This window comes from Tsukamurella sp. USMM236, from assembly GCF_037148755.1.
Classification (GTDB): Bacteria; Actinomycetota; Actinomycetes; order Mycobacteriales; family Mycobacteriaceae; genus Tsukamurella.
This window is the reverse complement of the sequence record NZ_JBBCSS010000007.1, coordinates 103,279-128,202: the sequence shown is the minus strand read 5'-3', so window position 1 is coordinate 128,202 and position 24,924 is coordinate 103,279. Positions and strand designations below refer to the sequence as shown.

The following is a 24,924-nucleotide window of genomic DNA, read 5'->3' as shown; positions in this document are numbered from 1 at the left end:
CTCCTCTCACCCGATGATCGGGCGCCGGTGGCGGGTCTGGCGGTCGAGCTCGGTCTGCATCGCGGTGCGAACCCGGTCGGCGTAGTCCTCGTCGGGTTCTGCAGGGAAGGGGTGCATGGCGGGCAGGAAGGTGGTGCGGAGTTTGGTGGGCAGTGGTACGTACGGGAGCAGGCCGACGGTGCCGATGTTGATCCCCCAGGGGATGGAGACGGTGACCGGCAGGCGGTGTAGGCGGAATCGCTCGCGCGCACCGGTCGCCTCGGCGAGGGCGGCACCGTCGTCGAGGACGATGACGGATTCCCCGCCACCGCTGGTGACCACGGGCACGATCGGGACGCCGACCTCCCGTGCGAGGCGGGCGAAGCCCGCCCGGCCCGCGAACATCACCGTGTTGCGGTCCTTCCAGGACTTGAAGGCGTCGATGTCGCCGCCGGGGAAGACGAGGACGTGCTTGCCGTCGGCCAGGGCCTCGTCGGCGGTTGCGCGGCCGGCGGGCCGGGCGCCGAAGGGTTCGAGGAGCTTTCCGACGCCGAGTTGCCAGGCCACCTGGTGCGTCAGCGCGATCACCGGGCGGTCGTCGCCGCTGGCGCGGTGGGCGATGCCGAACGCGACGACGTTGAGGTCGAAGACCCCGCCGAAGCCGTGATTGGCCACGAACAGCACCGCCTCGTCGGGGATCGGTGCCGCGACGGTGGTCTCGTGCCGGTTGTACAACGCGACGGCCGTCTCGAGGGCACGCGCGATCCGGTCGCTCCAGTCCGTCATCTCCCGATCGCGTTCTTCAGTCGTGGAAGTTGCTTGAGGGGATTGTGCCGCTCGATCTCCAGACGTTGCTCGGTGGTGAAGGTCTCGCTGAGCCCCGGCGCGGGGTCGCGGTCGCCGTGCTGGTCGAGGACGAGTGCCGAGAAGGGCCAGTCGCTGCCGAAAACGACGTGGTCGCGACTGGTTGCGGCGAGGACGCTGTTCATCGCGGTGGGGGCCGCGCTCAGCGCGGTGTCGTAGTACATGCCGGCGACCTGGGACTGGACGTCGAGCAGAGAGATCTTCGGTAGTGGTAGCCGACCGAGGCCGGTCTGCGAGGCGACGCCGATGCGGTGGGTCAGGAACGGGAGGGTGCCGCCGGCGTGGGAGAGCTGGAACCGGATGTTCGGGTAGCGCTTGGTGACACCGGTCGTCATCATCATCATTGCGGCACGCGTGGTGTCGAAGGTGAACTCGGCGAGGAAATCCGGCAGCGGCAGGTGCGGTTTCGCGTCGTCGGGGATCGCGGCGGGGTGGACGAAGACGTAGGCCGAGCGTCGGTTGAGTTCCATCATCAGCGGTTCGAAACGCGGGTCACCGAGGTAGACGCCGTCGTATGCGCTGAGCAGGGTGACACCGTCGAGGTGCAGCACGTCGAGCGCATAGGCGAGCTCCGCGATCGACGCGATAATGTTGGGCATCGGTAGGACGGCGAAGCTGCCGAACCGCTTGGGGTGGCGCTTGATCAGGTCCGCGGCGTAGGTGTTGCAGTACCGCGCCAGGTCTGCGGCCTCCTTGCCCGGGAGGAACGAGACGCCCGGATCCGAGACGGCCAGTACGCGGGCGGAGATCCCGTAGTAGTCCTGGAAGGCGATGTCGGCCTCGGGTGACCACGTCGGCGTGGGATAGCCGCCGATGGTGAAGTGGCCGTGCGAGAGCAGCGCCGACCGGTACTCCGGGGGAAGGAAGTGCGCGTGCAGGTCGATCCGGTACTGCCCCTTGGGCGCGGTGAAATTCTTCGCGGGTTCGGCGTTGGCCGAGGAAGCGCCGAGGGCGGCGGCACCGAGAGTCGCTGCGCCGGCGGCGGTCGCAGCGCCGGCGAGGAGGTTGCGGCGGTTGATCATCGGATCGGTCCGTTCGTCAGCGGGGAGGTGGAAGGCAGTGGCGGTTCGGGTGCGAAGTCGACGACCGCGGCACCGATCGTCTCGTCGCCGAGGACGATCCGCGCCTCGACGTGGTCGCCCGGGCCGACGGTGACCATGGGGCCGAGTGCTCCGGAGAGGATGACGTGGCCGGCGCGCAGCGGCTCACCCAGATCGCGAGCCGTCTCCGCGAGCCACAGCACCGCGTTGAGCGGGCCGCCGAGGCAGTCCGTCCCGTAGCCGGTGGACGCAGTCTCGGCATTGACGGTCATCGTCATCCGCACCGACGAGGGATCGACGCCGGCGGGGAGGCGGTCGCCGAGGACGTAGACGCCGGCACTGGCGTTGTCGGCGACGGTGTCGGCGTAGCTGATGTCCCACTGCGCGACCCGGCTGTCGACGACTTCGATCGCGGCGTGGCTGCGAGCGACGGCCCGTCGGACCGTCTCGACCGTGAGCTCGCCGACCAGGTCCTCGCCCAGGACGAACGCGATCTCCGCCTCGACCTTCGGCTGCAGTAGCGCCGTCCGTGGGACCGGCCTGTCGGAGTAGTCCATGTCGGCGAAGAGCACCCCGAAGTCGGGTCGGTCGACGCCGAGCTGCTGCTGGACGATGCGGTTGGTCAGGCCGATCTTGTGCCCGACGACGACGCCGCCGCGCTCGATCCGGTCCTGGGTCAGCAGCTGCTGCACGGCGTACGCGGCCGTGACATCGGTGGAACCGATGAGGTCGCGCACCGGCGCGCAGGGGTTGCGACGGTCGGTCGCGGTCAGCAGTCGCCGCGCGGCGGTGGTGATGGTGTCGGTGCTCATGCGGGCCTTCCGGTGGCAATGCGGGTGGGGGAGTCGGCGGGTGCGAGCCGGAGGCGACGCTGCACCTCGCGGGTCAGGTGCGCACCGTCGCGGCTCGCGCCGAAGACGTACTTGTCGGGCCGCAGGACCACGACGGTGCCCGGACGGTGCCCGGCGCGGCGGAGCCACGACGTCAGCACGTCGTCGGTGTCCTCCAAGTCGACGAGGCCCGCCTGCCGCCGGCCGTCGCCGATCCGACCCTGCGGTCGCGCGCCAGAGCGGTAGATCGTCGCGAAGCTCGCGCCGAGGCGCTCCCACACGGCGGCGTCGGCGGCGAGAAGCTCGCGCGGGTCGGCCTCGAATCCGATGACGGCCCAACCGATGCCGAGCGCGTCGTCGAGCCGGACCCGATGTCCGTCGTAGCGCCGCACCATGGGCTGCGGCGGCAGTGTGCCCTCGATGCCGCGTACCGGTCGGCGCTCGAGGCCCAGGTACTCGCCACGACGGAAGCGCGGCTTGGGCTTCATCCCCGCCCGTCGGACCCACGCGCCGAGCGCCGGCACGTGGATCGCCGTGCGCAGCGCGAGGTCGCGGGACCGCGCGAGGGCCGGGCTCTGCACGGAGACGAGCGACTTGTTGAAGACGGAGAGGTCGATCATCGCCTTCGCGTGGTGCCGGCGCTCGGACTCGTAGGTGTCGAGGATCGCGGGATCCGCCCCGTGCTGCAGGATGGCCTGGAGCTTCCAGGAGAGGTTGTCCGCATCGCGGACACCGGCGTTCATGCCCTGTCCGATGAACTGCGGGGTCATGTGCGCGGCGTCGCCGGCGAGCAGGATCCGGCCCTCGCGCCAGCGGTCGGCGATGACCGCGTTGAAGGTGTAGACCAGGCGTCGCGCAACGGTGACCTCGTCGACGTCGACGTACCGTCCGATGAGGCGGCGCACCGTCGCATCGGACTCGAACTCGTCCTTCTCGTCGTCCTCGGAGAGGTTGAACTCGAACCGGTGATGCCCGCCGGGCTGCGGGCAGCTCACCGTCGGCATGTCGGGGTCGCAGACGAAGTCGAAGTAGGGCAGGTGGCGGAACGGGTCGGCGCCGTCCTTGGCCGCGAGGTCGACGACGAGCCACCGCTCGGGGAAGCTCTTGCCGCTCATGTCGATCTCGAGGCGAGTGCGGATGACGCTGCGGCCACCGTCGGCCCCGACGAGGTAGGACGCGCGCACCGTCTCGCGGGTGGCATCGTCGATCACGTTGTCCTGCTTGCCGTACCCGCTGCCGGTGGACGTCGCATGGACGACGGTCACCCCGGCGCCGTCCTGGTGGAAGTCGATCACCTCGCGGCCCCGCCGGACCTCGACGTTCGGGTGGCGGACGAGCGCGTCCCCCAGCTTCGTCTCCAGGTACGGCTGATAGAAGAAGTTCGTCACCGGCCACCACAGCGGGCGCTGGGGCTGGCGGAACTGCACGAGGACCTCACCGTCCGAGGTCACCCACTGGACCGCGGAGTCGACGTTCATGTCCGCGTGGATCTCGTCGGCGACGCCGGCCGTCTGGAAGACGCGCAGGGCCTCGTCGTCGGTGTAGACGGCGCGGGCGTTGCCGTAGAAGTGCGGTTCCCGTTCCAGGACGAGGACGGATAGCCCCCGTCGGCCGAGGAGGTGGGCGAGGGTCAGGCCGGTGGGGCCGAGGCCCACGACGGCGACGTCGTAGTCGTTCACTTCGTGGTTCCGATCGGTGTGCTGAGGGCGGGGACGCCTCGTTCGGGGCGGCGGAGGTTGCGGATCGCTTCGCGGACCTGCGCGAGGTTGTCGGTCATGTGGACCGTGTCGTGGCCCCAGATGCTGATGCCCTGATACGTCGTGGGCTGCCACGCGGCCTCGAGCTCGGGGGTGACGACGACGGGGTTCCACCCGACCTCGAGTTCGAAGCCCGACGGCGTGACGCAGTAGAACGACAGCTCGCGGTCGTTGGTGTGTTGCCCGACGGTCCACGCGATCCGGAAACCGAGGTCCCGGACCCGCTGGTAGGCGGCGAGCATGTCGTCCAGGTCGGCGACCTGGATGTTGACGTGCTGTGCGCGGGTGCGGATGGGGTCGACGGGCAGATGGTTCAGGCCCGCGACGGCGATCGAGTGGTGCCGTTCGTTGACCCGCAGGAACCGGATCTTGAGTGTGAGGCCGTTGATGTTCTCGTCGATGTAGTCGGAGAGCCGCGAATCGAAGACGGTGCCGTAGTAGCGGTGGATGCTCGCCGGGTTCCGGGAGGTGATCGCGACGTGCCCCATGCCGGAAGCGCCGGTCACGTAGCCGGAGGTGAGCATGCGCAGCGGCTTCGTCGTGGTCCTGGCGGCCGTGAAGATCTCCTGCGCAAGACCTTTCGGGCCGGGGAACCGCCAGAGTCGCTCGACGCCGCGCAGCGCGGCCTCGTCGGCGGTGCCCTCGACGATGGGGACGCCGCGATCGCTCACGCGCCGCAGGATCTCGTCGAAGGTTTCGTGATCGTCGACCTGCCAGCCGATCGCCATCAGGTCCTCGGCCTGGCCGCGGCGGATGAGGAAGCGGCACTCGTTCTCGTCGAGCCGGAACCGGAGGGTGTCGGCATCGAGCTCGTCGACGTGCAGGCCGACGGCATCCGCGCCGAAACGGTGCCACTGCTGCATCTTCCGGGACTCCACCGCGAGGTAGCCGAGATGGACGGCGCCGAAGACCGCCGTCATGCGTCGCCGCCGAGGAAGGCGCTCGCGAGGTCGTTGAACAGGTCCGCGCGCTCCCACTGCACCCAGTGCCCCGTGTGCGCCGCGACGTACAGGTCGCAGTTCGGCATCGTCTTGGCCAACGCGGGCCCGCCGGCCGGGCGGTTGACCTTATCGTCGGCGCCCCAGATCACCAGGGTCGGGGCCTGCACGTCCGCCAGACGCCGGTCGCGCGTGAGATCCATGCGCAGGAGCGTGCGCAGTGCGGTGGGGCCGGAGGGGCGACGCAGCGGCGGGTTCGCCACCACGTCCGGCACGATGCTCGCCTGATAGCGGAGATCGATGAGGTCGTCCCCGATGGCGGAGGAGTCGTAGACCAGGTACTCGCGGATGAACTCGCTGAGCTTCTCCTTGCTCGGGCCGTCGCCGCCGTAGTAGCCCAGGAGCGCGTTGAGTCCCTTCGTCGGCAGCGCGCGGGTGGTGCCGATGCCGCCGGGGCCCATGAGGATCAGCTTGCCGACGCGGTCGGGCCGATCCATCGCGAGCCGCAGGGCCGCCGCCCCACCGTACGAATTGCCGACGAGGTGCGCCCGCTCGATGTCGAGCTCGTCGAGCAGGCCGCGCACGAACATCGCGAGATCGCCGAACGGATCACTCTGGTCGATGTCCTTGCTCGACCGCCCGTAGCCGGGCATGTCGGGCACGGTCACGCGGAACTTCTCGGCGAGTGCGTCGATGTTGCGCGAGTAGTTCGAGGCGCCCGTCGCGCCGGGGCCGCCTCCGTGCAGCAGGACGACGGGAGTGCCCTCGCCCGCCTCGGTCACGAAGATCCGGCGGCGCCCGACCTCGACGGTGCGCTCGGTTCGCGTGGCGGTGGTGGAAGTCATCCTGGGCCTCTCGCTCGATGAAGTTTCTGACAACATCATCAGAAAGTCGGCCAGCGATGTCAAGAGGTTTCTGATAGATTCATCCAAGAACTTCGCTGGAGGGAGTCGGCAGACATGACCACCGAGACCGCTGATGCGTCCGCGCGGCGGCCCGACCCGCGCCGGGCCCGCACGCGAAACGCCCTGATCGGCGCCGCCCGGAGGCTCCTCGCCGACGGGCGGCCGGCCGTGAGTGTGCAGGAGATCACCGACGAGGCCGGCGTGGGCTTCGGCAGCTTCTACAACCACTTCGACACCAAGGAAGAGCTGTTCGCTGAGGCCGTGGCCAGCGTGCTCGACGACTGGGGCGACCTGCGGGACCAGGTCGTTCGCGGCATCGACGATCCCGCAGAGGTCTTCGCGGTGAGCTTCCGCATGGTCGGCCGACTGCAGCGGCACCTGCCGGAGCTCGTCCGGGTGATCCTGCATCAGGGCATGTCGGTACTGCTCACCGACCGCGGACTACGCCCCCGCGCGCTCGCGGACCTTCGCCGCGGCATCGACGCCGGACGGTTCACGGTGCCGGACGTCGAGATGGCGCTGATGATGTCGGGCGGAGCCCTGCTCGGGCTGATCCAGCTCCTCGACGCCGACCCGGATCGCGACGACGCCCGGGCCTCCGACGACTACGCCCGGCACGTCCTGCTCCAGCTCGGTGTCGAGCGGGAGGACGCCGACCGCATCGTGGCCCTACCGCTCCCGACGATCACGCTGCCGGTCTGACTACCAGGCGATGTCTCCGAGGTTGGCCAGCGGTTCGTGGTCGGCGAGGCTCTCCGGCGCCGCGTAGGTGTCACCGCTGTGCAGCTCGTTCGGGAAGCGCAGCTTGGTCCGTTCCTCGATCGTCGGCAGGCTCACCTGGTAGGCGCGGAACTCGTCGAGGTCGAGTGCCTCGAGCCGGTCGAGGTTCTGGGTGAGCAGGAATCCTCGGGCGACGAGCTTCCCGTCGCCGACGAACGCGACGACCTTGAAGAACTCGCGGGGGAGCGCGACGCCCCGGTAGGTGCGGTCGTCCTCGCCGAAGACGGGGCCGCCGAAGACGCTCACCTTGAGGTCCTCCGCCTCGGCGTCGGTGAGGACGGCGTTCTCGATCAGCCCCCAGATGCCCTGGCGGGCACTCTGATTGAAGTCCTCGACCTGCGGGGAGATGTTGGTGTAGTAGAACGAGTCGGTGTTGGCCTGCTCGGCCTCGGACGGGCTGCCCCAGGTGAGGTCGGCCCGGCGGGCGACGTGCCCGCGGTCGATCCGATTGCCGGTGTACAGCTCGTTCCCGACCTGGGTGTCCTCGGGTAGGCGCGGATCCTTGACGAACTTCGAACCGCTACGGTCGATGCTTGTCAGGGTGGTGCCGTCGATGTTCCAGGCGACCCAGCGGGTGAGGCGCCGCGATCGGCTCTGCGTCAGCGAGAAGTGCGTGTAATCGATGACCGGGCTGCCGCCGACCTCGACGGCGTCGTCGGCCAGGCTCGCATCCACCGCGGGTGCCGGTACCGCCGTGCTGAGGAAATCGGGGTCGTAACCGGCGCCGATCCGAGCGGCCGGGGCGGCCTGCGCGGTGGGGGCGCCGGCGGGCGGTGTGAGGGTGATGCCGAGCTTGGTGAACACGGACTTGCCGAGGCAGGCGAGCGCGTGTTCGTCCGGGCTGCCCGTGGCCTCACCGCCGAAGTGCAGGCCTGCGAAGACTCCCGTGGGACGGCCGTTGGCGGCCTTGAACAGCCAGACAGCTCCGGAGTCGCCGCCCATGCTGATCTCGTTGTCGGGGGCGGGGTTTCTGGGGTCCGGCCCGATCTCGAAGCCGCCGATCTGTTGCTCCCCGACGCTGCCGCCGTAGTCGATCTTGACGACGACGTCGATGCGCCGCACGAGGCCGTGGGTGACGCCGGTGGTGCGGCCGCTCTTGATCACCTTGTCGCCGAGTTCGGGTTCGCCGAGCTCGGTCGGCGCGACGGTCAGCCCGAGCGGTTCCGGGGTGTAGCCGCGGTCCTCGACGGTGGCGACGGCGCAGTCTCCGGCGACCCCGAGGTGGGAGCGGTACAGCACCCCGAGGCGGTTGTCGTCCACCCGGTCGTCGTCGTAAGCGCCGGGCTGGACGACGGTGTCGCCGATCGTCCCGTCGGGGCCGCCCAGGACGTGCCAGTTCGACAGGATCAGTGGGGTGCCGTCGGTGCGGTCGTAGACGATCGCGCCGATGGTGCCGGCGGAGACTTTGACGTTGCCGACGCTGATGCCCGGGCGGATCGGGTCCAGCCGGGCCTTGGCCTCGGCCGGTGCCGCCTCGGGTTCGGCGACGATCCGGTACGAGAGTTCGTAGCTGCGCTCGAGCACATCCGTAGGCACGGTGACGCCGTCGACCTCGACCGACTCCGGTAGCAACGCGGTGCCCAGGCTCTCGAGGGCCTCGGGCGCGACCTTCCGGCGCACGGTGAACTGCACCGCGACGGTATCGGTGGGCTTGCCGTCGACGACCTTGTGACCGATCCCCACCGACGTCACGTTCGGGTCGGCGAGGAAGTCGGAGGCGCGGGCGCGCACGAACCTGCGCAGCGCCTCCGTGGAGGCGGAAGGCGCGTCCTTGGCCTGCTCGGTCGACGGTGCGGCGGGCTTCCGTTTGTTTCCGGCCATAACTTCAACGGTAGGCGAGAAGGTGGAATGCGGCTCGGTGAGAACACGCCCAACGAGCTATGCGCGTGCAGCCCGCTCCCACCGCGCACCGTCGGAAACGACAGAACCGGCGGCCGGGATGCAATCCCGACCGCCGGGCCTGGTGAAGAAGATCAGTACTTGCCGAAGGCGAGTGCCACGTCGTGGCCGCCGAAGCCGAACGAGTTGTTCAGCGCGTACTTGTAGTCGCCCTTGCGCGCCTCGCCGTGAACCACGTCGAGCTCGATCTCGGGGTCCTGGTTGTCCAGGTTGAGGGTCGGCGGGATGATGCCGTCGCGGAGCGACAGCACCGTCAGCGCAGCCTCGAGGGCGCCGACGGCGCCGATCGAGTGGCCGAGCGCGCCCTTCGGGGCGTAGATCGCCGCGTCGGTGCCGACGACCGCGTTGATGGCCTTGGCCTCGGCGGTGTCGCCGATCGGGGTCGCGGTGGCGTGTGCGTTGATGTAGTCGATGTCCTCGCGCTTGAGGCCGGCGGTCTCCATGGCGCGCTTCATGGCGCGAGCGGCGCCGCCGCCCTCCACGTCGGGGGAGACCATGTGGTAGCCGTCGGAGGTGATGCCGGCGCCGAGCAGGCGCGCGATGGGCTTCGCGCCGCGGGCGAGGGCGTGCTCCTCGGTCTCGATGATCATCAGCGTCTGGGCCTCGCCGAAGACGAAGCCGTCGCGGTCCTTGTCGAACGGACGCGAGGCGTGCAGCGGATCGTCGTTGCGGGTCGAGAGGGCGCGCATCATGGCGAACGGGGCGATGACGGGGCTGTCGATCTTGCCCTCGATGCCGCCGCAGACCGCGATGTCGGCGTCGCCCATGACGATCTGGCGCCAGGCGTGGGCGATGGCCTCGTTGCCGGTCGAGCAGGCCGAGACGGGGGCGATGGCACCGGCGCGGGCGCCGATCTCCAGCGCCGAGACGGCGCAAGCGCCGTTCGGCATGGCCATCTGCACGGTGAACGGCGAGACCTTGCGGACGCCGTGATCGCGCAGCGCGTCGACGGCCTCGACCATCGACTCGCCGCCGCCGAGACCGGTGCCGACGACCGCCGCGAGGCGGTTGTGGTCGACGTCGGGGCGGCCCGCGTTGTCCCAGAGGCGCTTGGTGATGACGTGCGCGGCCTGCTCCACATAGGACATGCGGCGCTTGCTGACGTGCTGCTTGCTGATGTCGCCCGCGTACTTGCGGTCGGGACGCTCGGGGACCTCGGAGGTGGGGTCCTCGAGGAGCTGGCCGCCGAAGCGGACCGGGAGGTCGGCGATGTCGACGCCGATGAAATCGCCCTTGAGCTCGCGAATGCCGCTCTTGCCGGCCAGGAGGCCCGCCCACGTGGACTCGGTGTCGGTGCCGATCGAGGTGGTCATCTCGATCGCGGTGACCACGACGTTGGGGAACTGTCCGCCGAGCGTGCTGAAACTCCGGATGTCTGCCATGACTTCCATGAAACAGGATCGAAACCCACATTCGGCTGTTCTCAGGTGAGAACTTCGCCCCCGTGTCTTGTGGGATCGTCACGAACCGTTCGGTTCACCCCTGCTCCGGGGCGTGTGACGGCAGTCACGACCCCGATCGCGATCGCGAAACAGAGCAGCGTGAAGGGCAGGTTCCCGACGGGGTCGCCGGCCTCCGTCAGGCCGTCCTTCGCGCCGAAGAAGGCCGGCAGGGCCGTCGCCCATAGCACGCCGAAGACCACCAGGTACGCCACTGCGTAGGCCTGGACGAGCCGGTTCCGGTGAGCCGGGATCGACGGTGCGCCGGGCCCGGGGGCCAGGCACCGTCGGATCGCGTACAGGGCCGCCCCGGCCATGAGTGCCAGTTCCAGGGCGTAGACGGTGCCGCGCACGGTGTCGCCCGCCAGGCCCAGGATCGTGGCGGGCAGGGGCAGGACGAACGTGCCCACCGAGGCCGCGAGGCCGATCACGACGGTGCGCCACACCAGCTGTGGGCCGGTGAACCGCGCGCCCGCGTCCACGTGCCGCCCGACCATGAACTGCACGCACAGCGCCAGCGACATCGGCCACAGCGCCGCGAAGACCACCACCGATCCCATCGGGACGGACGCGAAGAAGGGCAGGTTGATCGGATTCTCCGGGGCCCACTCCCACCAGCGCAGCTGCGGGCCGAGGTGGTCGAAGATCTCGTAGAAGGCGCCGTGCACCAGCCCGACGGTGCACGCCCCGAGGACGATCCCGCACCGCCGGAAGACGCCGAGCATGCGGACGATCTCGAAGGACATCGTCGCCATCATCGGGTAGATCGCCACGATGTAGAGCGGCAGCCGGCCCCACAGGAACTCGACCGTGAACAGATTGTGCGCGAACATCGTGTCCACGTAGCCGTCGATGCCGAAGGCGCCGGGGAAGTAGAGCGGCGGCTCGATGACAAACAGGTAGGCGGTCGCGCCGAACCACACCGCCAGGTTCGTCGCGTCGCCGTCGCGTCGCCACCGTCGGATCGCGTACGCCAGCATGAGCACCGAACCGGTGATGATGAGCAGCTCGAGGACCGGCATCGTCCAGTTCTCCAGCTGGAACGGGCTGCGGACGGAGACGAGCCCGCCCGTGTCGTCGCAGGTGAAGCCCATCCGGCGCGCGAGGGCGTCGAAGGTCGGTGTGCACAGGTCCATCGGTCAGGCCCCGATCGCCGCGTCCGAGGCGTACCAGCGCGTGCAGTCGATGCCGCTGTCGTAGCGGCGCAGCCACTCGCCGGCGAGCACCGGCAGATTCTCGTGCGCCGGGTCGTGCAGCGGCATCTGGCTGCGGATGATGCCCTTCATCGCGACGGCCTGCTCAGCCTTCGGGAGCACGTCGAAAGCGCGAGGCATGGCGCCCTTCGTCAGGTGCGGCGCCACCGCGACCAGCATCTTCTGCTTGAGCCGGTATCGGCCGAACATCGACAGGGCGTCGACCTGCCGATCCCTGAGCGGCACATGATGGTTGAATCCCGCGCACGCGATGCGGATCACCTTGAGCACGTGCGCGAAGATCGACGGCGCCATCCGCATCCGGTACACCTCGCTGCCCACGATGGCGTTGTAGATGATGAGCGCGGAACTGCGGTGCTCCACCTCCTCCACGAAATGCCACAGGAACATCGACGCCACGCGGTCGTCGCCGGGGCGGAAGAGCGCCTTCTCGTTGTCGAGCATGAGCTTGAAGACGGGGGTGAACGTCGCCTCCAAGTCGGCGGTGTACGCCAGCCGGTAATCGGTCGAGGTCGCCTCGGTGAGCAGGTCGAACTCGCCGATCACGGCGTCGAGGGTGTTCTCCAGGCCGGGGTACTGGGCGATCAGGGCCTGGACGTGGCGACGGTGCGCGGTCGAGTGGTGCCCCTCCTGCTGCATGAACGCCGTCGCCTCCGCGGCGACCTCGGGGTCGGCGAACTCCTTGCGCAACTGCAGGATCAGCTTGACGATCATCTTCTCGAAGCCCACAGCGAGGAAGCTGACCGCGTTCATCATCGACGAGAAGGCGGGGTTGTCCGGGTTCCACAGGAAGGGCACGGGCGCCTCGTCGAAGTGGAAGTCCATCTTGCGGGGGTGCAGGTCCGTCATGAGGTGAACATACACATAGAACACGTTCTGTATGTTGAGAACGCGCGAAGCTGTAGTCTGGGGCGATGGCACGCAGGGGATGGGGCGGATCGCCGCCGGCGGGCGACGACGAGGCCGCGGCGCGGATCGTGGCCGCCGCGGTCGAGCTCATCGGCGAGCGCGGCACCACGTCGATCGCGGAGGTCGCCGACGCGCTGGGGGTGATCCGGCAGACCGTCTACCGGTACTTCCCGACGGTCGACGCCCTGCTCCAGGCCGCGGCAGTGCAGGCCGTCGGCGCCTTCCTCGACCGGCTCGCCGCGCACCTGTGCGGCATCGGCGACCCGGCCGACGCCGTCGTCGAGGGCATCGTCTTCACGCTCGACGAGGTGCCGCGCGCCCCGCACCTGAAGCTCATGCTCGCGGGGGAGCACGCCCACACGGAGGCCATCGCCTCCGGACAGGCCATGGCCTTCGGGATGACCATGATCCAGCGCTTCGACGTCGACTGGCCGGCCCACGGCTACGACGAGGCGCGGCTGCGCGACCTCGTCGAGTTCCAGCTGCGCATCATGCAGTCCTTCTTCATCTCTCCGGGGGACCCACGCCGGACACCCGATCAGCTCCGCGCATTCCTGCACGATTGGGTCGCGCCGGCGGTGCGGAAACCGGCCTTGAATTTAGGTGGAGTCACGAATTGATCGGCGCCGCTGTTAATTCTGCGGAACATCGGCGATCGATATCCGCCATTGGGGCCGCGCATCGGCGATAGCGGGTCTAGGTTCCTCCTATATCCGTGCCATCGATGGAGGCTCCAGATGAATCGTCGTCTAGTCATGAGCGGCGTGGCGGTATGCACCGCAACGGTTCTCGTCCTTTCCGGATGTGGGGACAAATCCACGTCGGGCGGCGGGGCGAATTCCTCCGGAGGTGGAGCCGGAGCGTTGAGCATCGTCCCGGTGGCTCAGATCGACACCAATGGCAATGAGGTCAAGCCCGACGAATCGAGCAAACCCGTTCTGCCGTCCGAATTGGGTACCGCGGCGTGCCCGGACACCACGATCGCCACCGCCGGCGCCCTGCAGGGCGACAATGCGGCGCTGGGCATCAACATCCGCAACGGCGCGCAGCTCGCCGTCGATCAGCACAACAAGGCCAATCCCAACTGCAAGATCATCCTCAAGGCCTTCGACACCGAGGGCGACCCGCAGAAGGCCACCCAGGTGATCCCGTCGGTGATCAACGACGCCGCGATCATCGGCCTGATCGGCCCCGCGTTCTCCGGCGAGACGAAGGCCACCGGCCCGGTCCTCGCCCAGGCGGGCCTGGTCTCCACCACGGCCTCGGCCACCAACCCGGACCTCTCGACCCAGGGGTGGCGCACCTTCTTCCGCGGCCTCGCGAACGACGCCGTGCAGGGGCCCGCGGTGGCCAAGTACCTCGCGGGCAAGCTCGGCTACAAGAAGGTCTGCGTCATCAAGGACGATTCGACCTACGGCGTCGGCCTCGCGAAGACGATCACCGAGGGGCTCGGCGCGGCGCACGACCCCTCCTGCGACGCCGACGTCAAGGCCAAGGAGCGGGACTTCGCCGCCGTGGTGAACAAGGTCGCGCAGGCCAAGCCCGACGCCGTCTTCTACTCCGGCTACTACGCGGAGGCCGCGCCGCTGATCCAGCAGCTGAAAAACCAGGGCGTGAGCTCCGTCTTCGTCTCGGCGGACGGCGTGAACGATCCGAAGTTCGTGGAGCAGGCCGGATCCGCGGCGAACGGCGCCTTCCTCTCGTGCCCCTGCGGCCCGTCGAAGGACCCGTTCAAGTCCGACTACCGGACCGCGTTCAACCAGGACCCCGGCGTCTACTCCGTCGAGGCCTACGACCTGGCGACCATCCTCATGAAGGGCATTTCCGAGGGCAAGCGGACCCGCGCCGAGCTGCTCGACTACGTCAAGACCTACAACGGAACCGGCCTGGCCCGCCAGTACCAGTGGACACCCCAAGGCGAGCTGACGTCCGCCCTGATCTGGATGTACAAGGTCCAGTAGCGACGTGGGAATCGGCGACACCGCGGTCCTCGCATCGTCGATCGACTTCAACCCCGGCGGGCTGATCGACGGGTTCTGGACCCTCACGGTGGAGGGCCTGACGTACGGGGCCATCTACGCGCTCGTCGCGGTGGGCTACACCCTGGTCTACGGCGTACTGAAACTGATCAACTTCGCGCATTCGGAAGTGTTCATGTTCGGCATGTTCGGCCAGTACGTCGTGCTGGTGATGCTGGGGTTCACGCCCAGCGGCAACACCTACGACCAGGGCGTGGCACTCACCCTCGTCTATCTGCTGGTGGCGGGGGTGGGGGCCATGGCGGTCTCCGGCGGAGTCGCGCTCGGCCTGGAGCGGGTGGCCTACCGGCCCCTGCGCCGGCGCGGCGCCCGGCCGCTGGTCTTCCTCATCACCGCGATCGGGATGTCCTTCGTGCTGCAGCAGATCGTGCAGTACGTGCTGCCGCAGGTGCCGGTCGAGCCCCGGCTGGGCGGATCGAGCGCGCAGCCGATCATCTCGCTGGTGCGGCCGTCGACGCAGTTCACGATCTTCGGCGCACAGATCACCAACGTCACGCTGGTGATCATCGGCGCGGCGCTGGCGCTGGCGGTGGCGGTCGACCTGATGATCAACCGCACCGGCTTCGGTCGCGCGATCCGGGCCGTCGCGCAGGACCCGGACGCGGCCACCCTGATGGGCGTCTCGAAGGAGCGGGTCATCATGCTCACGTTCCTGATCGGCGGACTCCTCGCGGGCGCCGCCGCACTGCTCTACACCCTGCGGTTGCCGAGCGGCATCGTCTACAACGGCGGATTCCTGTTGGGTATCAAGGCCTTCTGCGCCGCGGTGCTCGGCGGTATCGGCAACATCCGGGGCGCGCTTCTCGGCGGCCTGATCCTGGGCGTCGCGGAGAACTACGGGTCGATCCTGTTCGGCAACCAGTGGAAGGACGTCGTGGCCTTCGTCCTGCTGATCGTGGTGCTGATGTTCCGTCCGAGCGGGATCCTCGGCGAGAAGTTGGGACGGGCCCGCGCATGACCACGGAAACGCCCGCGGCACCGTCGAAGCCGCACAAGGGAGTCATCGACCCGCTGCGCGAGTGGTGGGACGGGCTGGCGCGACCGATGCAGTGGCTCGTCGGGGTGCCCGTGCTCGTCCTGGTCGCCCTCCTGCCGGTCCTGCCGATTCCGCTGATCCCGACGACCGCCGTCGACTTCGGCGCGGTCATGGCCCAGGTCGCGATGCTCGCCCTCATCGCGATCGGCCTCAACGTGGTGGTCGGACAGACGGGCCTCCTCGACCTCGGCTACGTGGGCTTCTACGCCGTGGGCGCCTATACCGTCGCCATCCTCACGAGCCCGTCCAGTCCGCTGTTCGCGGGCCGCAGCCACGGGATCTTCGAGCACACGGGGACGTGGGCCTGGCTGGCCTGCGTCCCGCTCGCGATCGTCATCACGGGCGTCTCCGGCCTCATCCTGGGGACGCCCACGCTGCGGCTGCGGGGCGACTACCTCGCGATCGTGACCCTCGGCTTCGGCGAGATCGTGCGCCTCTCCGCCCAGAACTTCACCGACATCACGAACGGCGCGTCGGGCCTGTCCGAGATCGCCTTCCCGCCGGTCGGGAAGGCACCGTCGAACAACAACGAGGGCGTCTTCTCCTCGGGCAACGGTGCGGACCCGCTCAATTCGGGCGTGTGGTGGTACTGGCTCGGGATCGTGCTCGTGCTGATCGTGCTCGTGATCGTGGGCAATCTGGAACGGTCGCGGGTCGGCCGGGCCTGGGTGGCGATCCGCGACGACGAGGACGCCGCCGAGATCATGGGCGTGCCCACGTTCCGGTTCAAGCTGTGGGCCTTCGTCATCGGCGCGGGTATCGGCGGCATGTCCGGGGCCCTGTACGCCGGTCAGGTCCAGTACGTGGATCCGCAGAACTTCAACGTGATCAACTCGATGCTCTTCCTGTGCGCGGTGGTCCTGGGCGGGCAGGGCAACAAACTCGGGGTCATCGTGGGCGCGTTCCTCATCGTCTATCTGCCCGCGCGGGTGCAGGGGATCCAGGTGGGCGGCCAGAGCCTCGGCGACTTCAAGTACCTGTTCTTCGGCATCGCCCTGGTGGTGCTGATGATCTTCCGCCCGCAGGGCCTGTTCCCGGCCCGGCAGAAGCTGATCGCGTTCGGGCGCAGGATCTACCGCCGGGAAGGGGGTGTCGCATGAGCGATCCGGATCCGCTGCGCGCCGAGATCGTCGCTGAGGTGGTGGCGCCGAAACGCGACGTCGAGGCCGACGTCGGCGACACCCTCATGGAGGTCGACGGGCTGTCCGTCGCCTTCGGCGGGCTCAAGGCCCTCGACGACGTCACCTTCTCCATCCGACGGGGCGAGATCCTCGGCCTGATCGGGCCGAACGGCGCCGGCAAGACCACGTGCTTCAACGCGATCACGGGCGTCTACAAGCCGAGCGCGGGCACCGTCACGTTCGACGGTGCGCCGTTGGCCCGCGTCAAGCGCAATCGGATCACCCGCGCGGGAATCGCCCGCACCTTCCAGAACATCCGGCTGTTCAACGAGATGACCGCGCTCGAGAACGTCGTCGTGGGCACCGACGCGCGGCACCGCACCTCGGTCTTCGGGGCCGTGCTGCGCCTGCCCCGGCACTGGGCCGAAGAGGCCGACGCGGTCGCACGCGGCATGGCCCTCCTCGAGTTCGTCGGCATCGGGAACCGGGCCGCCGTCAAGGCCAAGAACCTGCCCTACGGCGACCAGCGGCGGCTCGAGATCGCCCGCGCCCTGGCCACCGAGCCGAAGCTGCTGTGCCTGGACGAGCCCGCCGCGGGCTTCAACCCCAGCGAGAAGTCCGCGCTCATGGACCTCATCCGCAAGATCCGCGACGACGGCTACACCGTGCTGCTGATCGAGCACGACATGCGCCTGGTGATGGGCGTCTGCGACCGGATCGTGGTGCTCGAGTTCGGCCGCAGGATCGCCGACGGCCGGCCCACGGAGATCCGCGACGACCCCAAGGTGATCGCCGCCTACCTGGGAGTGCCCGATGACGAACTCTGACGAGCCGGGCGGCGCCGCGCCCGTCCTCCGGATCACCGATCTGGCCGTCCGGTACGGCCGGATCCAGGCCCTGCACGGGGTGAACCTCGAAGTGCGACAGGGGGAGCTGGTGACGCTGCTCGGCGCCAACGGCGCCGGCAAGTCCACCACCATGCGCGCCCTGTCGGGGCTGGTCCCCGTCGCGCGCGGGACGCTGGAGTTCGAGGGGCGGGACATCACGACGATGCCGGCGCACCTCCGGGTGAAGGCGGGCATCGTCCAGGTCCCGGAGGGCCGGCGCGTGTTCCCGGGGATGACGGTGCAGGAGAACCTCGACATGGGGTGCCACGGCCGGAAGTTCCCGTCGAAGGCCGATTATGCGCAGACCCTGGACCACGTCTTCGAGCTGTTCCCGCGGCTCGCGGAGCGACGGAAGCAAGCCGGCGGCACCATGTCCGGCGGCGAGCAGCAGATGCTCGCGATCGGGCGCGCGCTGATGTCGCGCCCGCGGCTCCTGCTCCTCGACGAGCCGTCCATGGGCCTCGCGCCGCGCGTGATCGCCCAGATCTTCGGGATCATCGCCGAGATCAACCGCGCCGGCACCACGATCCTGCTCGTCGAGCAGAACGCCCAGCAGGCCCTGACCAGGTCGGACCGCGCGTACGTGCTGGAGACGGGGGAGGTCACCGTCGAGGGCGGAGGACGCGAGCTGCTCGCCGACCCACGGATCCGCGCGGCCTACCTCGGCGTCGCCTGACACCGGCCACCTGCGCTGCAACCCCGCTGCAACTCTTGACTCGTAGTGTTCTGGATCACACCGACAAGACCCGTCGGTGAAACACGCCGATCCGATTCCGGAAACACGCCGGGAACAGGATCGACCGTGATCAGGAAGGCCCACATGAGTACAGAGCGCCAGGCGCCGCAACAGCTCCACCACGACGGGGTGGACGCCACCATCGAGTCCGACGACTATCTCGCCAAACGCACCCTCCGGTCGGGTTCCGCCGGCTGGGTGCTGCTGGCGGGCCTGGGCGTGAGCTACGTGATCTCCGGCGACTACGCCGGCTGGAACAACGGGCTCGCGCAGGGCGGCTGGGGCGGCCTCGCCATCGCCGCGGTCGTCATCGCCGGGATGTACCTCGCGATGGTGCTCGGCATGGCAGAGATGTCCTCGGCACTGCCCGCGGCCGGTGGCGGCTACACCTTCGCCCGCCGCGCGATGGGGCCCTGGGGCGGTTACGCCACCGGCATCGCGATCCTCATCGAGTACTCCATCGCGCCCGCCGCGATCGCCACGTTCATCGGCGCTTATGTGCAATCCCTGAACCTGTTCGGGATCACCGACGGCTGGTGGGTGTACCTGTTCGTCTACGCGCTCTTCATCGGCATCCACCTCACCGGCGCGGGCGAGGCGCTCAAGGCGATGTTCGTCATCACCGCGATCGCCCTGGTCGGCCTCGTGATCTTCGCGGTCTTCGCCATCGGGAAGTTCGACGCCCACAACCTCACCGACATCGCGGTCACCGACGCCGCGGGCGCCTCGAGCTGGCTTCCGCACGGCTACCTCGGCATCTGGGCAGCCGTGCCCTTCGCGATCTGGTTCTTCCTCGCCATCGAGGGCGTCCCGCTCGCCGCGGAGGAGGCGCGCGAGCCCGAGAAGAACGTGCCGCGCGGCATCATCGTCGCGATGCTCATCCTGGTGGTCACCGGCGCGACGGTCTTCCTGCTCGCACCCGGCGCCGTCGGCGCCAACGCCATGGCCGCGTCGGGCAACCCGCTCGTGGAAGCACTGGGTGACGGTACCGCCGCGAAGGTGGTCAACTACATCGGCCTCGCCGGCCTGGTCGCGAGCTTCTTCTCCATCATGTACGCCTACTCGCGCCAGACCTTCGCGCTCTCGCGCGCCGGCTACCTGCCGAAGAGCCTCTCGGTCACCAACGCCCGCAAGGCGCCGGTGCTCGCGCTGATCGTCCCCGGCGTCATCGGCTTCGCCCTGTCGCTCACGGGCGAGGGCGCGATGCTCCTCAACATGGCCGTCTTCGGCGCCGCCGTCAGCTACGTGCTCATGATGATCAGCCACATCGTGCTGCGCCGCCGCGAGCCCGACATGCCGCGCCCGTACCGCACGCCCGGCGGCATCGTGACCACCTCGTTCGCGCTCGTCATCGCGTGCATCGCCGTCGTCGCGACGTTCCTCGTCGACCCGACGGCGGCCGGCCTGACCCTCGCGGCGTTCGCTGCCTTCCTCGTCTACTTCGGCGTGTACAGCCGCCATCACCTGGTGGCCAACTCGCCCGACGAGGAGTTCGCCGCCCTCGCCGACGCCGAACGGGACCTGAAGTGAGGCGGATCCGCGCGGCCGTCACCGCCGTCGCCCTCCTGGCGCTCGCCCCGATCGCGGCCTGCACGACGAACGACGCGCAGGACAAGGCCGCCGAGTGCCGCACCCTGGCCCCGGACGCGGGCTGGTACGGCGACAACCACGACCGCCTCCAGAAGCTGATCGCCGAGCGCGGCCACTGCGGCACCGGCCACGACGGCGCCGCCCCGGTCGCCCTGTTCGACTGGGACAACACAGTGGTGCGCAACGACATCGGCTCCGCGACCGCTTACTGGATGATCCGCACCGGCAAGATTCGGCAGCCGGCGAACGGCGACTGGCGCACGACCAGCCGCTACCTGGTCCCCGAGGCGGCGCAGGCGCTCGCGGAGGCGTGCCCGACCGCGCTCGCGGCCCCGGGCGCCCCGCTGCCCACCGACCGCGACACCCGCTGTGCCGACGCTCTCGTCGCGGTGGTCGACGATGCCGAGATCGGCGGGAAGCCCGCCTTCGCCGGCTTCGACCATCGCCGCATGGAGCCCGCGTACGCATGGGTGGTCCAGCTCATGGCCGGCTACACCGAGGCCGAGATCGAGGACTTCGCGAAGACCGCCCGCACCGAGGCGCTGGCCGCTCCCGAGGGCGCGAAGCAGCGGGTCGGCACCACCGAGGTCGCCGCTTGGGTCCGCTACTACAGCCAGATCAAAGACCTCATCGGGACGCTCGCCGCCAACGGCTTCGACGTCCGGATCATCTCCGCGTCGGCGCAGCCGGTGGTCCGGGCCTGGGCGCCCGAGGTGGGCCTCGCCCCGGACAAGCTGATCGGCATCCGCCCCGTCGTCGCGGACGGGAAGATCGCCCCGCATCTGCGCGGCTGCGGAGACGTCCCCGACGGCGACGACTCGATGATCAACTACATCGACGGCAAGCGCTGCCTGGTCAACCAGGAGGTCCTGGGCATCACCGGGGCGGCGGCCTGGCAGCAGGCGCCCGCGGACCGTCGGCAGGTGCTCTCCGCCGGCGACTCGGTCACCGACATCACTTTCCTCGGCGACGCGACCGGCCTGCGCCTGGTGATCAACCGCAACGTCCCCGAGCTCATGTGCACGGCGTACGCCGACGCGGACGGCAAGTGGCTGGTGAACCCCATGTTCATCGAGCCCAAGCCGCAGGCGAAGCCCTACGCGTGCGCGACCGCGGGCACCGACGCCGCCGGGGCGAAGGTGCCGGTCCGCGGCCCCGACGGCGCCCCGCTGGGCTCCGTCGCGGATACCGTCTACTAGAAGCCACCTCTCGAACGGAGCAATCATGATCCGCAGCCAATCCGTGCGCGGGGAGACCTTCACCTTCACCTCGATGGCCGACCTGCTGGCCAAGGCCACGCCGCTGCGCTCCGGCGACCAGCTCGCCGGCTGCGCGGCGGCCTCCGACGCCGAGCGGGCCGCCGCGAAGTGGTCCCTCGCCGACGTCCCGCTCACGGCACTCCTCGAGGAGCTCGTCGTGCCGTACGAGTCCGACGAGGTCACGCGCCTCATCATCGACAGCCACGACCGGGCGGCCTTCGCGCCGATCGCGCACCTCACCGTCGGAGACCTCCGGGACCTCCTCCTGCGGATCTCCGTGGCCGACGATGCCGGTGCCCGGCTCGCCGCGCTCGGCCCGGCCCTCACCCCGGAGATGGTGGCGGCGGTGAGCAAGCTGATGCGCAACCAGGACCTCATCGCCGTGGCACGGGCGGTCCGCGTGACCGCCGGCTTCCGCACCACCGTCGGGCTGCCGGGCACGCTCGCGACCCGCCTGCAGCCGAACCACCCGACCGACGATCCGCGGGGGATCGCCGCCGCCACCCTCGACGGCCTGCTGCTCGGCTGCGGCGACGCGGTGATCGGCATCAACCCCGCCACCGACTCGCCGCACGCGACGTCCGACCTGCTGCACCTGCTCGACGAGGTGCGCACCCGCTTCGACATCCCGACCCAGTCGTGCGTGCTCAGCCACGTCACCACCACGCTCGGGCTCATCGAGCAGGGCGCGCCCGTGGACCTGGTGTTCCAGTCGATCGCCGGCACGGAGGGCGCGAACTCCGCGTTCGGCGTGACGATCTCGCTGTTGGACGAGGCGAACGCCGCGGCGCGCGAGCTGGGTCGCGGCACCGTCGGGAACAACGTCATGTACCTGGAGACCGGGCAGGGTTCGGCGCTCTCGTCCGGCACGCACCTCGGCACCGACGGCGCGCCCGTCGACCAGCAGACCCTCGAGACCCGGGCCTACGCCGTGGCTCGGCACTTGGACCCGCTGCTGGTCAACACCGTGGTCGGCTTCATCGGTCCCGAGTACCTCTACGACGGCAAGCAGATCACCCGCGCCGGCCTCGAGGACCACTTCTGCGGCAAGCTCCTGGGCCTGCCGATGGGCGTCGACGTGTGTTACACCAACCACGCCGAGGCCGACCAGGACGACATGGACGACCTGCTCACGCTGCTCGCCGTCGCGGGGGTGTCGTTCGTCATCACGGTGCCCGGCGCCGACGACGTGATGCTCGGCTACCAGTCGCTCGCCTTCCACGACGCGCTCTACGTGCGCCGGGCGCTCGGGCTGCGGCCCGCGCCGGAGTTCGACGCCTGGCTGGCACGGCAGGGCATGACCGACGAGGCCGGCGGCCTGCGCGACGTGGCCGTCGAGGCGTCGCCGCTGCGCGAGCTCGCGGCGGGGGTCTCACGGTGAGCGCGCCCGAGCGGTCCGACGAGCCGTTCTGGGACGCCCTGCGCTCGACGACCCAGTCGCGGATCGGGCTGGGGCGCACCGGCGATGCGCTGCCCACCCGGCGCGTCCTCGAGTTCGCCGCCGCCCACGCCGCGGCGCGCGACGCCGTCCACCAGCCCCTCGACGCCGACAACCTCGTCGCCCGCGCCCGCGACCTGGGGCTCGGCGTACCCGTCGTCGTGACGAGCCGCGCCGCCGACCGCGGCGAGTACCTGCGTCGGCCCGACTTGGGCCGGGAGCCCGCCGACCTGTCCGGCCTCCCGACGGTGTCCGACGGTGCCGCAGACGTCGCGCTCGTCCTCGCCGACGGCCTGTCGCCGCGGGCGCTCACCGACCACGGCGTGGCGCTCGCCGCAGCGATCCTCGCCGCCCTGCCGCCCGACGTCACCGTCGCGCCGCCGGTCATCGCCACCCAGGCCCGCGTCGCACTGGGGGATCACGTCGCGCGGGCGCTCGGGGTGCGCACGCTGCTCGTGCTCATCGGCGAGCGACCGGGCCTGTCCGTCGCCGACAGCCTCGGCATCTACCTGACGCACCGCGCCGACCCCGAGGACTTCGGGGCCGGCGTCACCGACGCGCACCGCAACTGCATCTCCAACATCCACCCGCCCGAGGGCCTCGGCTACGCGGACGCCGCCCGCATCGCGGCCGGTCTGGTCGTGGGGGCCCGGCGTCTCGGCCGGTCCGGCGTCGACCTCAAGGACACCTCACGCGCCGAGCTGGAGGGCGGCGACGCCCGTCGCGCTCACGAGATCGGTGGGGATCGTCCTGCCGGTCACCGATAGATCGACTTGAGGTTCTGGTACGCGGCCAGGCCCTCGGGCCCGAGCTCCCGGCCCATGCCGCTCTGCTTGACGCCGCCGAAGGGCGCGATCGGATCGGGGATGTAGCGGCTCAGGCCGATCGTGCCCGTCTGCACCCGGGAGGCGACTGACCGGGCCCGCTCGGGGTCCGCGCTCCACACCGTGCCGCCGAGCCCGTACTCGCTGTCGTTGGCGATGGCGACCGCGTCGGCGTCGGTGTCGTATCCGATCACCGAGAGCACGGGCCCGAAGATCTCCTCACGGGAGATCGTCGCGGTGTTGTCCACGTCGGCGAAGACGGTCGGCTGCACGTACCAGCCGGCGTCCATTCCGGCCGGCCGGCCCCCGCCGGTGGTGATGCGCCCGCCCTCGGCGCGGCCCTGGGCGATGTAGCCCTCGACCCGGTCCCGGTGGTGCGCGGTGGCCATCGGGCCGATCTGGGTGTTCGGGTCCAGCGAGTCGCCGACGGTCATCGACCCCGCGAAGGTGGTCAGCACGTCCACCACCTCGTCGTAGCGGCTGCGGGGCGCGAGCACGCGGGTGCCCAGGAAGCAGGTCTGGCCGTTGTTGGCGAGGGTCGCCACGAACAGCTCGTTGCCGATCGATGCGAGGTCGAGCTCGGCGTCGTCGAGCACGATCGTCGCGGACTTGCCGCCGAGCTCCAGGGTCACGGGGCGCAGCAGACGGCCGCACGTCTCGGCGATCCGGCGGCCCGCGGCGGTGGACCCGGTGAACGCCACCTTGTCGATGCCGGGGTGCTCGACGAGGTGGGCCCCGGCCTCCCGGCCGCCGGGGACGATGTTGATCACGCCCGCCGGAATGCCCGCCGCCTCAGCGGCCTCCGCGAGCACGAAGGAGTCGAGGACGGTCTCGGGCGAGGGCTTCAGGACCAGGGTGCAGCCGGCGGCCAGTGCGGGCGCGTACTTGAACGACGCCAGGGTCTGCGGGAAGTTCCACGGCGCGATCGCGCCGACGACGCCCAACGGGGACCGCTGCACCTCGACGGTGCCGCCGAACATCCCGTCGCGCACGTCGGGCCCCTGCGCCTCGGCGAGGTCCGCGTAGTAGCGCAGCAGGGTCGGCGGGTATACGGCCTCGAGCTGCCCTGCGACGGAGATCGGCATCCCGTTCTGCGCCGAGACGAGCGCCGCGAGCCGGTCCTTGCGGGCATCGATCTCGTCGGCGAAGCGACGCAGGGCGGCGGCGCGCTCGGACGCCGGAAGGCCGGACCACACGGACGGATCGTCGAACGCGGCGCGAGCGGCGGCGACCGCGGCGTCGATGTCCGCCGGCGTGCCGTCGGGTACCTCACCGATCGGGAGGCCCGTGTTGGGGGAGATCACCTCGATGGTGCCGGCTCCGCGCGGGGCCACCCATTCTGCGCCGATGTACAGGGATCGGTGGGCGAGGTACTCGCCGGTGGGTGCGCTGCTGATGGTCATGGCTGGGAATCCTCCGATTCGATGGTGACCGACGTCA

General features: G+C 69.9%; 22 protein-coding genes. 11 read left to right on the top strand and 11 right to left on the bottom strand.

Annotated elements, in window-relative coordinates; all coding sequences use genetic code 11:
• Positions 1-6: 6 nt before the first annotated feature.
• The 6 genes from WFK95_RS20575 to WFK95_RS20550 are packed head-to-tail and all read right to left on the bottom strand — an operon-like array spanning position 7 to position 6,253.
• The gene (locus WFK95_RS20575; protein ID WP_336671788.1) at positions 7-765 is read right to left on the bottom strand and encodes a 1-acyl-sn-glycerol-3-phosphate acyltransferase; all 759 of its coding nucleotides are present in this window, start codon (positions 763-765) and stop codon (positions 7-9) included.
• Positions 762-1,865: an amidohydrolase family protein gene (locus WFK95_RS20570; protein WP_336671787.1), complete on the bottom strand. Its 1,104-nt coding sequence runs from the start codon at positions 1,863-1,865 to the stop codon at positions 762-764. Before WFK95_RS20570 ends, WFK95_RS20575 begins: the two co-directional genes overlap by 4 nt.
• Entirely contained in the window at positions 1,862-2,695 is an 834-nt protein-coding gene (locus WFK95_RS20565) for a 2-keto-4-pentenoate hydratase (protein ID WP_336671786.1), read from the bottom strand. Before WFK95_RS20565 ends, WFK95_RS20570 begins: the two co-directional genes overlap by 4 nt.
• Positions 2,692-4,392 (bottom strand): bifunctional 3-(3-hydroxy-phenyl)propionate/3-hydroxycinnamic acid hydroxylase MhpA, encoded by a 1,701-nt coding sequence (gene mhpA / locus WFK95_RS20560; RefSeq protein WP_336671785.1) that lies wholly within the window; start codon positions 4,390-4,392, stop codon positions 2,692-2,694. The genes WFK95_RS20565 and mhpA overlap by 4 nt, the downstream gene beginning before the upstream one ends.
• Positions 4,389-5,390 (bottom strand): VOC family protein, encoded by a 1,002-nt coding sequence (locus WFK95_RS20555; protein WP_336671784.1) that lies wholly within the window; start codon positions 5,388-5,390, stop codon positions 4,389-4,391. The genes mhpA and WFK95_RS20555 overlap by 4 nt, the downstream gene beginning before the upstream one ends.
• Positions 5,387-6,253 (bottom strand): alpha/beta fold hydrolase, encoded by an 867-nt coding sequence (locus WFK95_RS20550; protein ID WP_336671783.1) that lies wholly within the window; start codon positions 6,251-6,253, stop codon positions 5,387-5,389. Before WFK95_RS20550 ends, WFK95_RS20555 begins: the two co-directional genes overlap by 4 nt.
• 114 nt (positions 6,254-6,367) lie before the next feature.
• Here WFK95_RS20550 and WFK95_RS20545 point away from each other — a divergent pair, with 114 nt between their 5' ends.
• Positions 6,368-7,015: a TetR/AcrR family transcriptional regulator gene (locus tag WFK95_RS20545; RefSeq protein ID WP_336671782.1), complete on the top strand. Its 648-nt coding sequence runs from the start codon at positions 6,368-6,370 to the stop codon at positions 7,013-7,015.
• Here the strand turns inward: WFK95_RS20545 and WFK95_RS20540 are convergent, their stop codons facing one another.
• The 4 genes from WFK95_RS20540 to WFK95_RS20525 form a co-directional block, all read right to left on the bottom strand.
• Positions 7,016-8,914: a DNA/RNA non-specific endonuclease gene (locus WFK95_RS20540; RefSeq protein ID WP_336671781.1), complete on the bottom strand. Its 1,899-nt coding sequence runs from the start codon at positions 8,912-8,914 to the stop codon at positions 7,016-7,018.
• A 152-nt stretch (positions 8,915-9,066) separates the two neighbouring features.
• A complete protein-coding gene (locus WFK95_RS20535) occupies positions 9,067-10,374 on the bottom strand; it encodes a KasA/KasB family beta-ketoacyl-ACP synthase (protein ID WP_336671780.1) in 1,308 nt (435 codons plus the stop codon).
• A gap of 41 nt (positions 10,375-10,415) precedes the next feature.
• Positions 10,416-11,567 carry a hypothetical protein gene (locus WFK95_RS20530; RefSeq protein WP_336671779.1) on the bottom strand — a complete coding sequence of 384 codons (1,152 nt, stop codon included), beginning with the start codon at positions 11,565-11,567 and terminating at the stop codon, positions 10,416-10,418.
• 3 nt (positions 11,568-11,570) lie between these two features.
• On the bottom strand, positions 11,571-12,494 hold the full coding sequence (locus WFK95_RS20525) for a metal-dependent hydrolase (protein ID WP_336671778.1): 924 nt from the start codon (positions 12,492-12,494) through the stop codon (positions 11,571-11,573).
• Between the two features lie 65 nt (positions 12,495-12,559).
• Here WFK95_RS20525 and WFK95_RS20520 point away from each other — a divergent pair, with 65 nt between their 5' ends.
• The 10 genes from WFK95_RS20520 (at position 12,560) to eutC (ending at position 23,427) form a co-directional block, all read left to right on the top strand.
• Entirely contained in the window at positions 12,560-13,174 is a 615-nt protein-coding gene (locus WFK95_RS20520) for a TetR/AcrR family transcriptional regulator (protein ID WP_336671777.1), read from the top strand.
• Between the two features lie 117 nt (positions 13,175-13,291).
• On the top strand, positions 13,292-14,515 hold the full coding sequence (locus tag WFK95_RS20515) for a branched-chain amino acid ABC transporter substrate-binding protein (protein WP_336671776.1): 1,224 nt from the start codon (positions 13,292-13,294) through the stop codon (positions 14,513-14,515).
• A gap of 4 nt (positions 14,516-14,519) precedes the next feature.
• Positions 14,520-15,551, top strand: a complete 1,032-nt coding sequence (locus tag WFK95_RS20510) for a branched-chain amino acid ABC transporter permease (protein ID WP_336671775.1) — start codon at positions 14,520-14,522, stop codon at positions 15,549-15,551.
• Positions 15,548-16,729 (top strand): branched-chain amino acid ABC transporter permease, encoded by a 1,182-nt coding sequence (locus WFK95_RS20505; RefSeq protein ID WP_336671774.1) that lies wholly within the window; start codon positions 15,548-15,550, stop codon positions 16,727-16,729. Before WFK95_RS20510 ends, WFK95_RS20505 begins: the two co-directional genes overlap by 4 nt.
• Positions 16,726-17,577, top strand: coding sequence for an ABC transporter ATP-binding protein (locus tag WFK95_RS20500; protein WP_336671773.1), 852 nt, complete (start codon positions 16,726-16,728; stop codon positions 17,575-17,577). The genes WFK95_RS20505 and WFK95_RS20500 overlap by 4 nt, the downstream gene beginning before the upstream one ends.
• Positions 17,564-18,313, top strand: a complete 750-nt coding sequence (locus WFK95_RS20495; RefSeq protein WP_336671772.1) for an ABC transporter ATP-binding protein — start codon at positions 17,564-17,566, stop codon at positions 18,311-18,313. The genes WFK95_RS20500 and WFK95_RS20495 overlap by 14 nt, the downstream gene beginning before the upstream one ends.
• 144 nt (positions 18,314-18,457) lie before the next feature.
• Complete coding sequence (eat, locus tag WFK95_RS20490) at positions 18,458-19,903, top strand: ethanolamine permease (RefSeq protein WP_336671771.1); 1,446 nt, start codon at positions 18,458-18,460, stop codon at positions 19,901-19,903.
• Positions 19,900-21,162, top strand: coding sequence for a haloacid dehalogenase-like hydrolase (locus WFK95_RS20485; RefSeq protein ID WP_336671770.1), 1,263 nt, complete (start codon positions 19,900-19,902; stop codon positions 21,160-21,162). Before eat ends, WFK95_RS20485 begins: the two co-directional genes overlap by 4 nt.
• Positions 21,163-21,187: 25 nt before the next feature.
• The gene (locus WFK95_RS20480) at positions 21,188-22,603 is read left to right on the top strand and encodes an ethanolamine ammonia-lyase subunit EutB (protein WP_336671769.1); all 1,416 of its coding nucleotides are present in this window, start codon (positions 21,188-21,190) and stop codon (positions 22,601-22,603) included.
• Entirely contained in the window at positions 22,600-23,427 is an 828-nt protein-coding gene (gene eutC, locus WFK95_RS20475; RefSeq protein ID WP_336671768.1) for an ethanolamine ammonia-lyase subunit EutC, read from the top strand. Before WFK95_RS20480 ends, eutC begins: the two co-directional genes overlap by 4 nt.
• Here eutC and WFK95_RS20470 read toward each other — a convergent pair.
• Positions 23,418-24,887, bottom strand: a complete 1,470-nt coding sequence (locus WFK95_RS20470) for an aldehyde dehydrogenase (protein ID WP_336671767.1) — start codon at positions 24,885-24,887, stop codon at positions 23,418-23,420. The genes eutC and WFK95_RS20470 overlap by 10 nt on opposite strands.
• Positions 24,888-24,924: the final 37 nt, after the last annotated feature.

Bases quoted from the DNA above. Each gene is read 5' to 3' on its own strand.
- WFK95_RS20575 (WP_336671788.1), bottom strand. From the start codon at position 765: ATGACGGACTGGAGCGACCGGATCGCGCGTGCCCTCGAGACGGCCGTC.
- WFK95_RS20570 (WP_336671787.1), bottom strand. From the start codon at position 1,865: ATGATCAACCGCCGCAACCTCCTCGCCGGCGCTGCGACCGCCGCCGGC.
- WFK95_RS20565 (WP_336671786.1), bottom strand. From the start codon at position 2,695: ATGAGCACCGACACCATCACCACCGCCGCGCGGCGACTGCTGACCGCG.
- WFK95_RS20555 (WP_336671784.1), bottom strand. From the start codon at position 5,390: ATGACGGCGGTCTTCGGCGCCGTCCATCTCGGCTACCTCGCGGTGGAG.
- WFK95_RS20550 (WP_336671783.1), bottom strand. From the start codon at position 6,253: ATGACTTCCACCACCGCCACGCGAACCGAGCGCACCGTCGAGGTCGGG.
- WFK95_RS20545 (WP_336671782.1), top strand. From the start codon at position 6,368: ATGACCACCGAGACCGCTGATGCGTCCGCGCGGCGGCCCGACCCGCGC.
- WFK95_RS20540 (WP_336671781.1), bottom strand. From the start codon at position 8,914: ATGGCCGGAAACAAACGGAAGCCCGCCGCACCGTCGACCGAGCAGGCC.
- WFK95_RS20535 (WP_336671780.1), bottom strand. From the start codon at position 10,374: ATGGCAGACATCCGGAGTTTCAGCACGCTCGGCGGACAGTTCCCCAAC.
- WFK95_RS20530 (WP_336671779.1), bottom strand. From the start codon at position 11,567: ATGGACCTGTGCACACCGACCTTCGACGCCCTCGCGCGCCGGATGGGC.
- WFK95_RS20525 (WP_336671778.1), bottom strand. From the start codon at position 12,494: ATGACGGACCTGCACCCCCGCAAGATGGACTTCCACTTCGACGAGGCG.
- WFK95_RS20520 (WP_336671777.1), top strand. From the start codon at position 12,560: ATGGCACGCAGGGGATGGGGCGGATCGCCGCCGGCGGGCGACGACGAG.
- WFK95_RS20515 (WP_336671776.1), top strand. From the start codon at position 13,292: ATGAATCGTCGTCTAGTCATGAGCGGCGTGGCGGTATGCACCGCAACG.
- WFK95_RS20505 (WP_336671774.1), top strand. From the start codon at position 15,548: ATGACCACGGAAACGCCCGCGGCACCGTCGAAGCCGCACAAGGGAGTC.
- WFK95_RS20500 (WP_336671773.1), top strand. From the start codon at position 16,726: ATGAGCGATCCGGATCCGCTGCGCGCCGAGATCGTCGCTGAGGTGGTG.
- WFK95_RS20495 (WP_336671772.1), top strand. From the start codon at position 17,564: ATGACGAACTCTGACGAGCCGGGCGGCGCCGCGCCCGTCCTCCGGATC.
- eat (WP_336671771.1), top strand. From the start codon at position 18,458: ATGAGTACAGAGCGCCAGGCGCCGCAACAGCTCCACCACGACGGGGTG.
- WFK95_RS20480 (WP_336671769.1), top strand. From the start codon at position 21,188: ATGATCCGCAGCCAATCCGTGCGCGGGGAGACCTTCACCTTCACCTCG.
- WFK95_RS20470 (WP_336671767.1), bottom strand. From the start codon at position 24,887: ATGACCATCAGCAGCGCACCCACCGGCGAGTACCTCGCCCACCGATCC.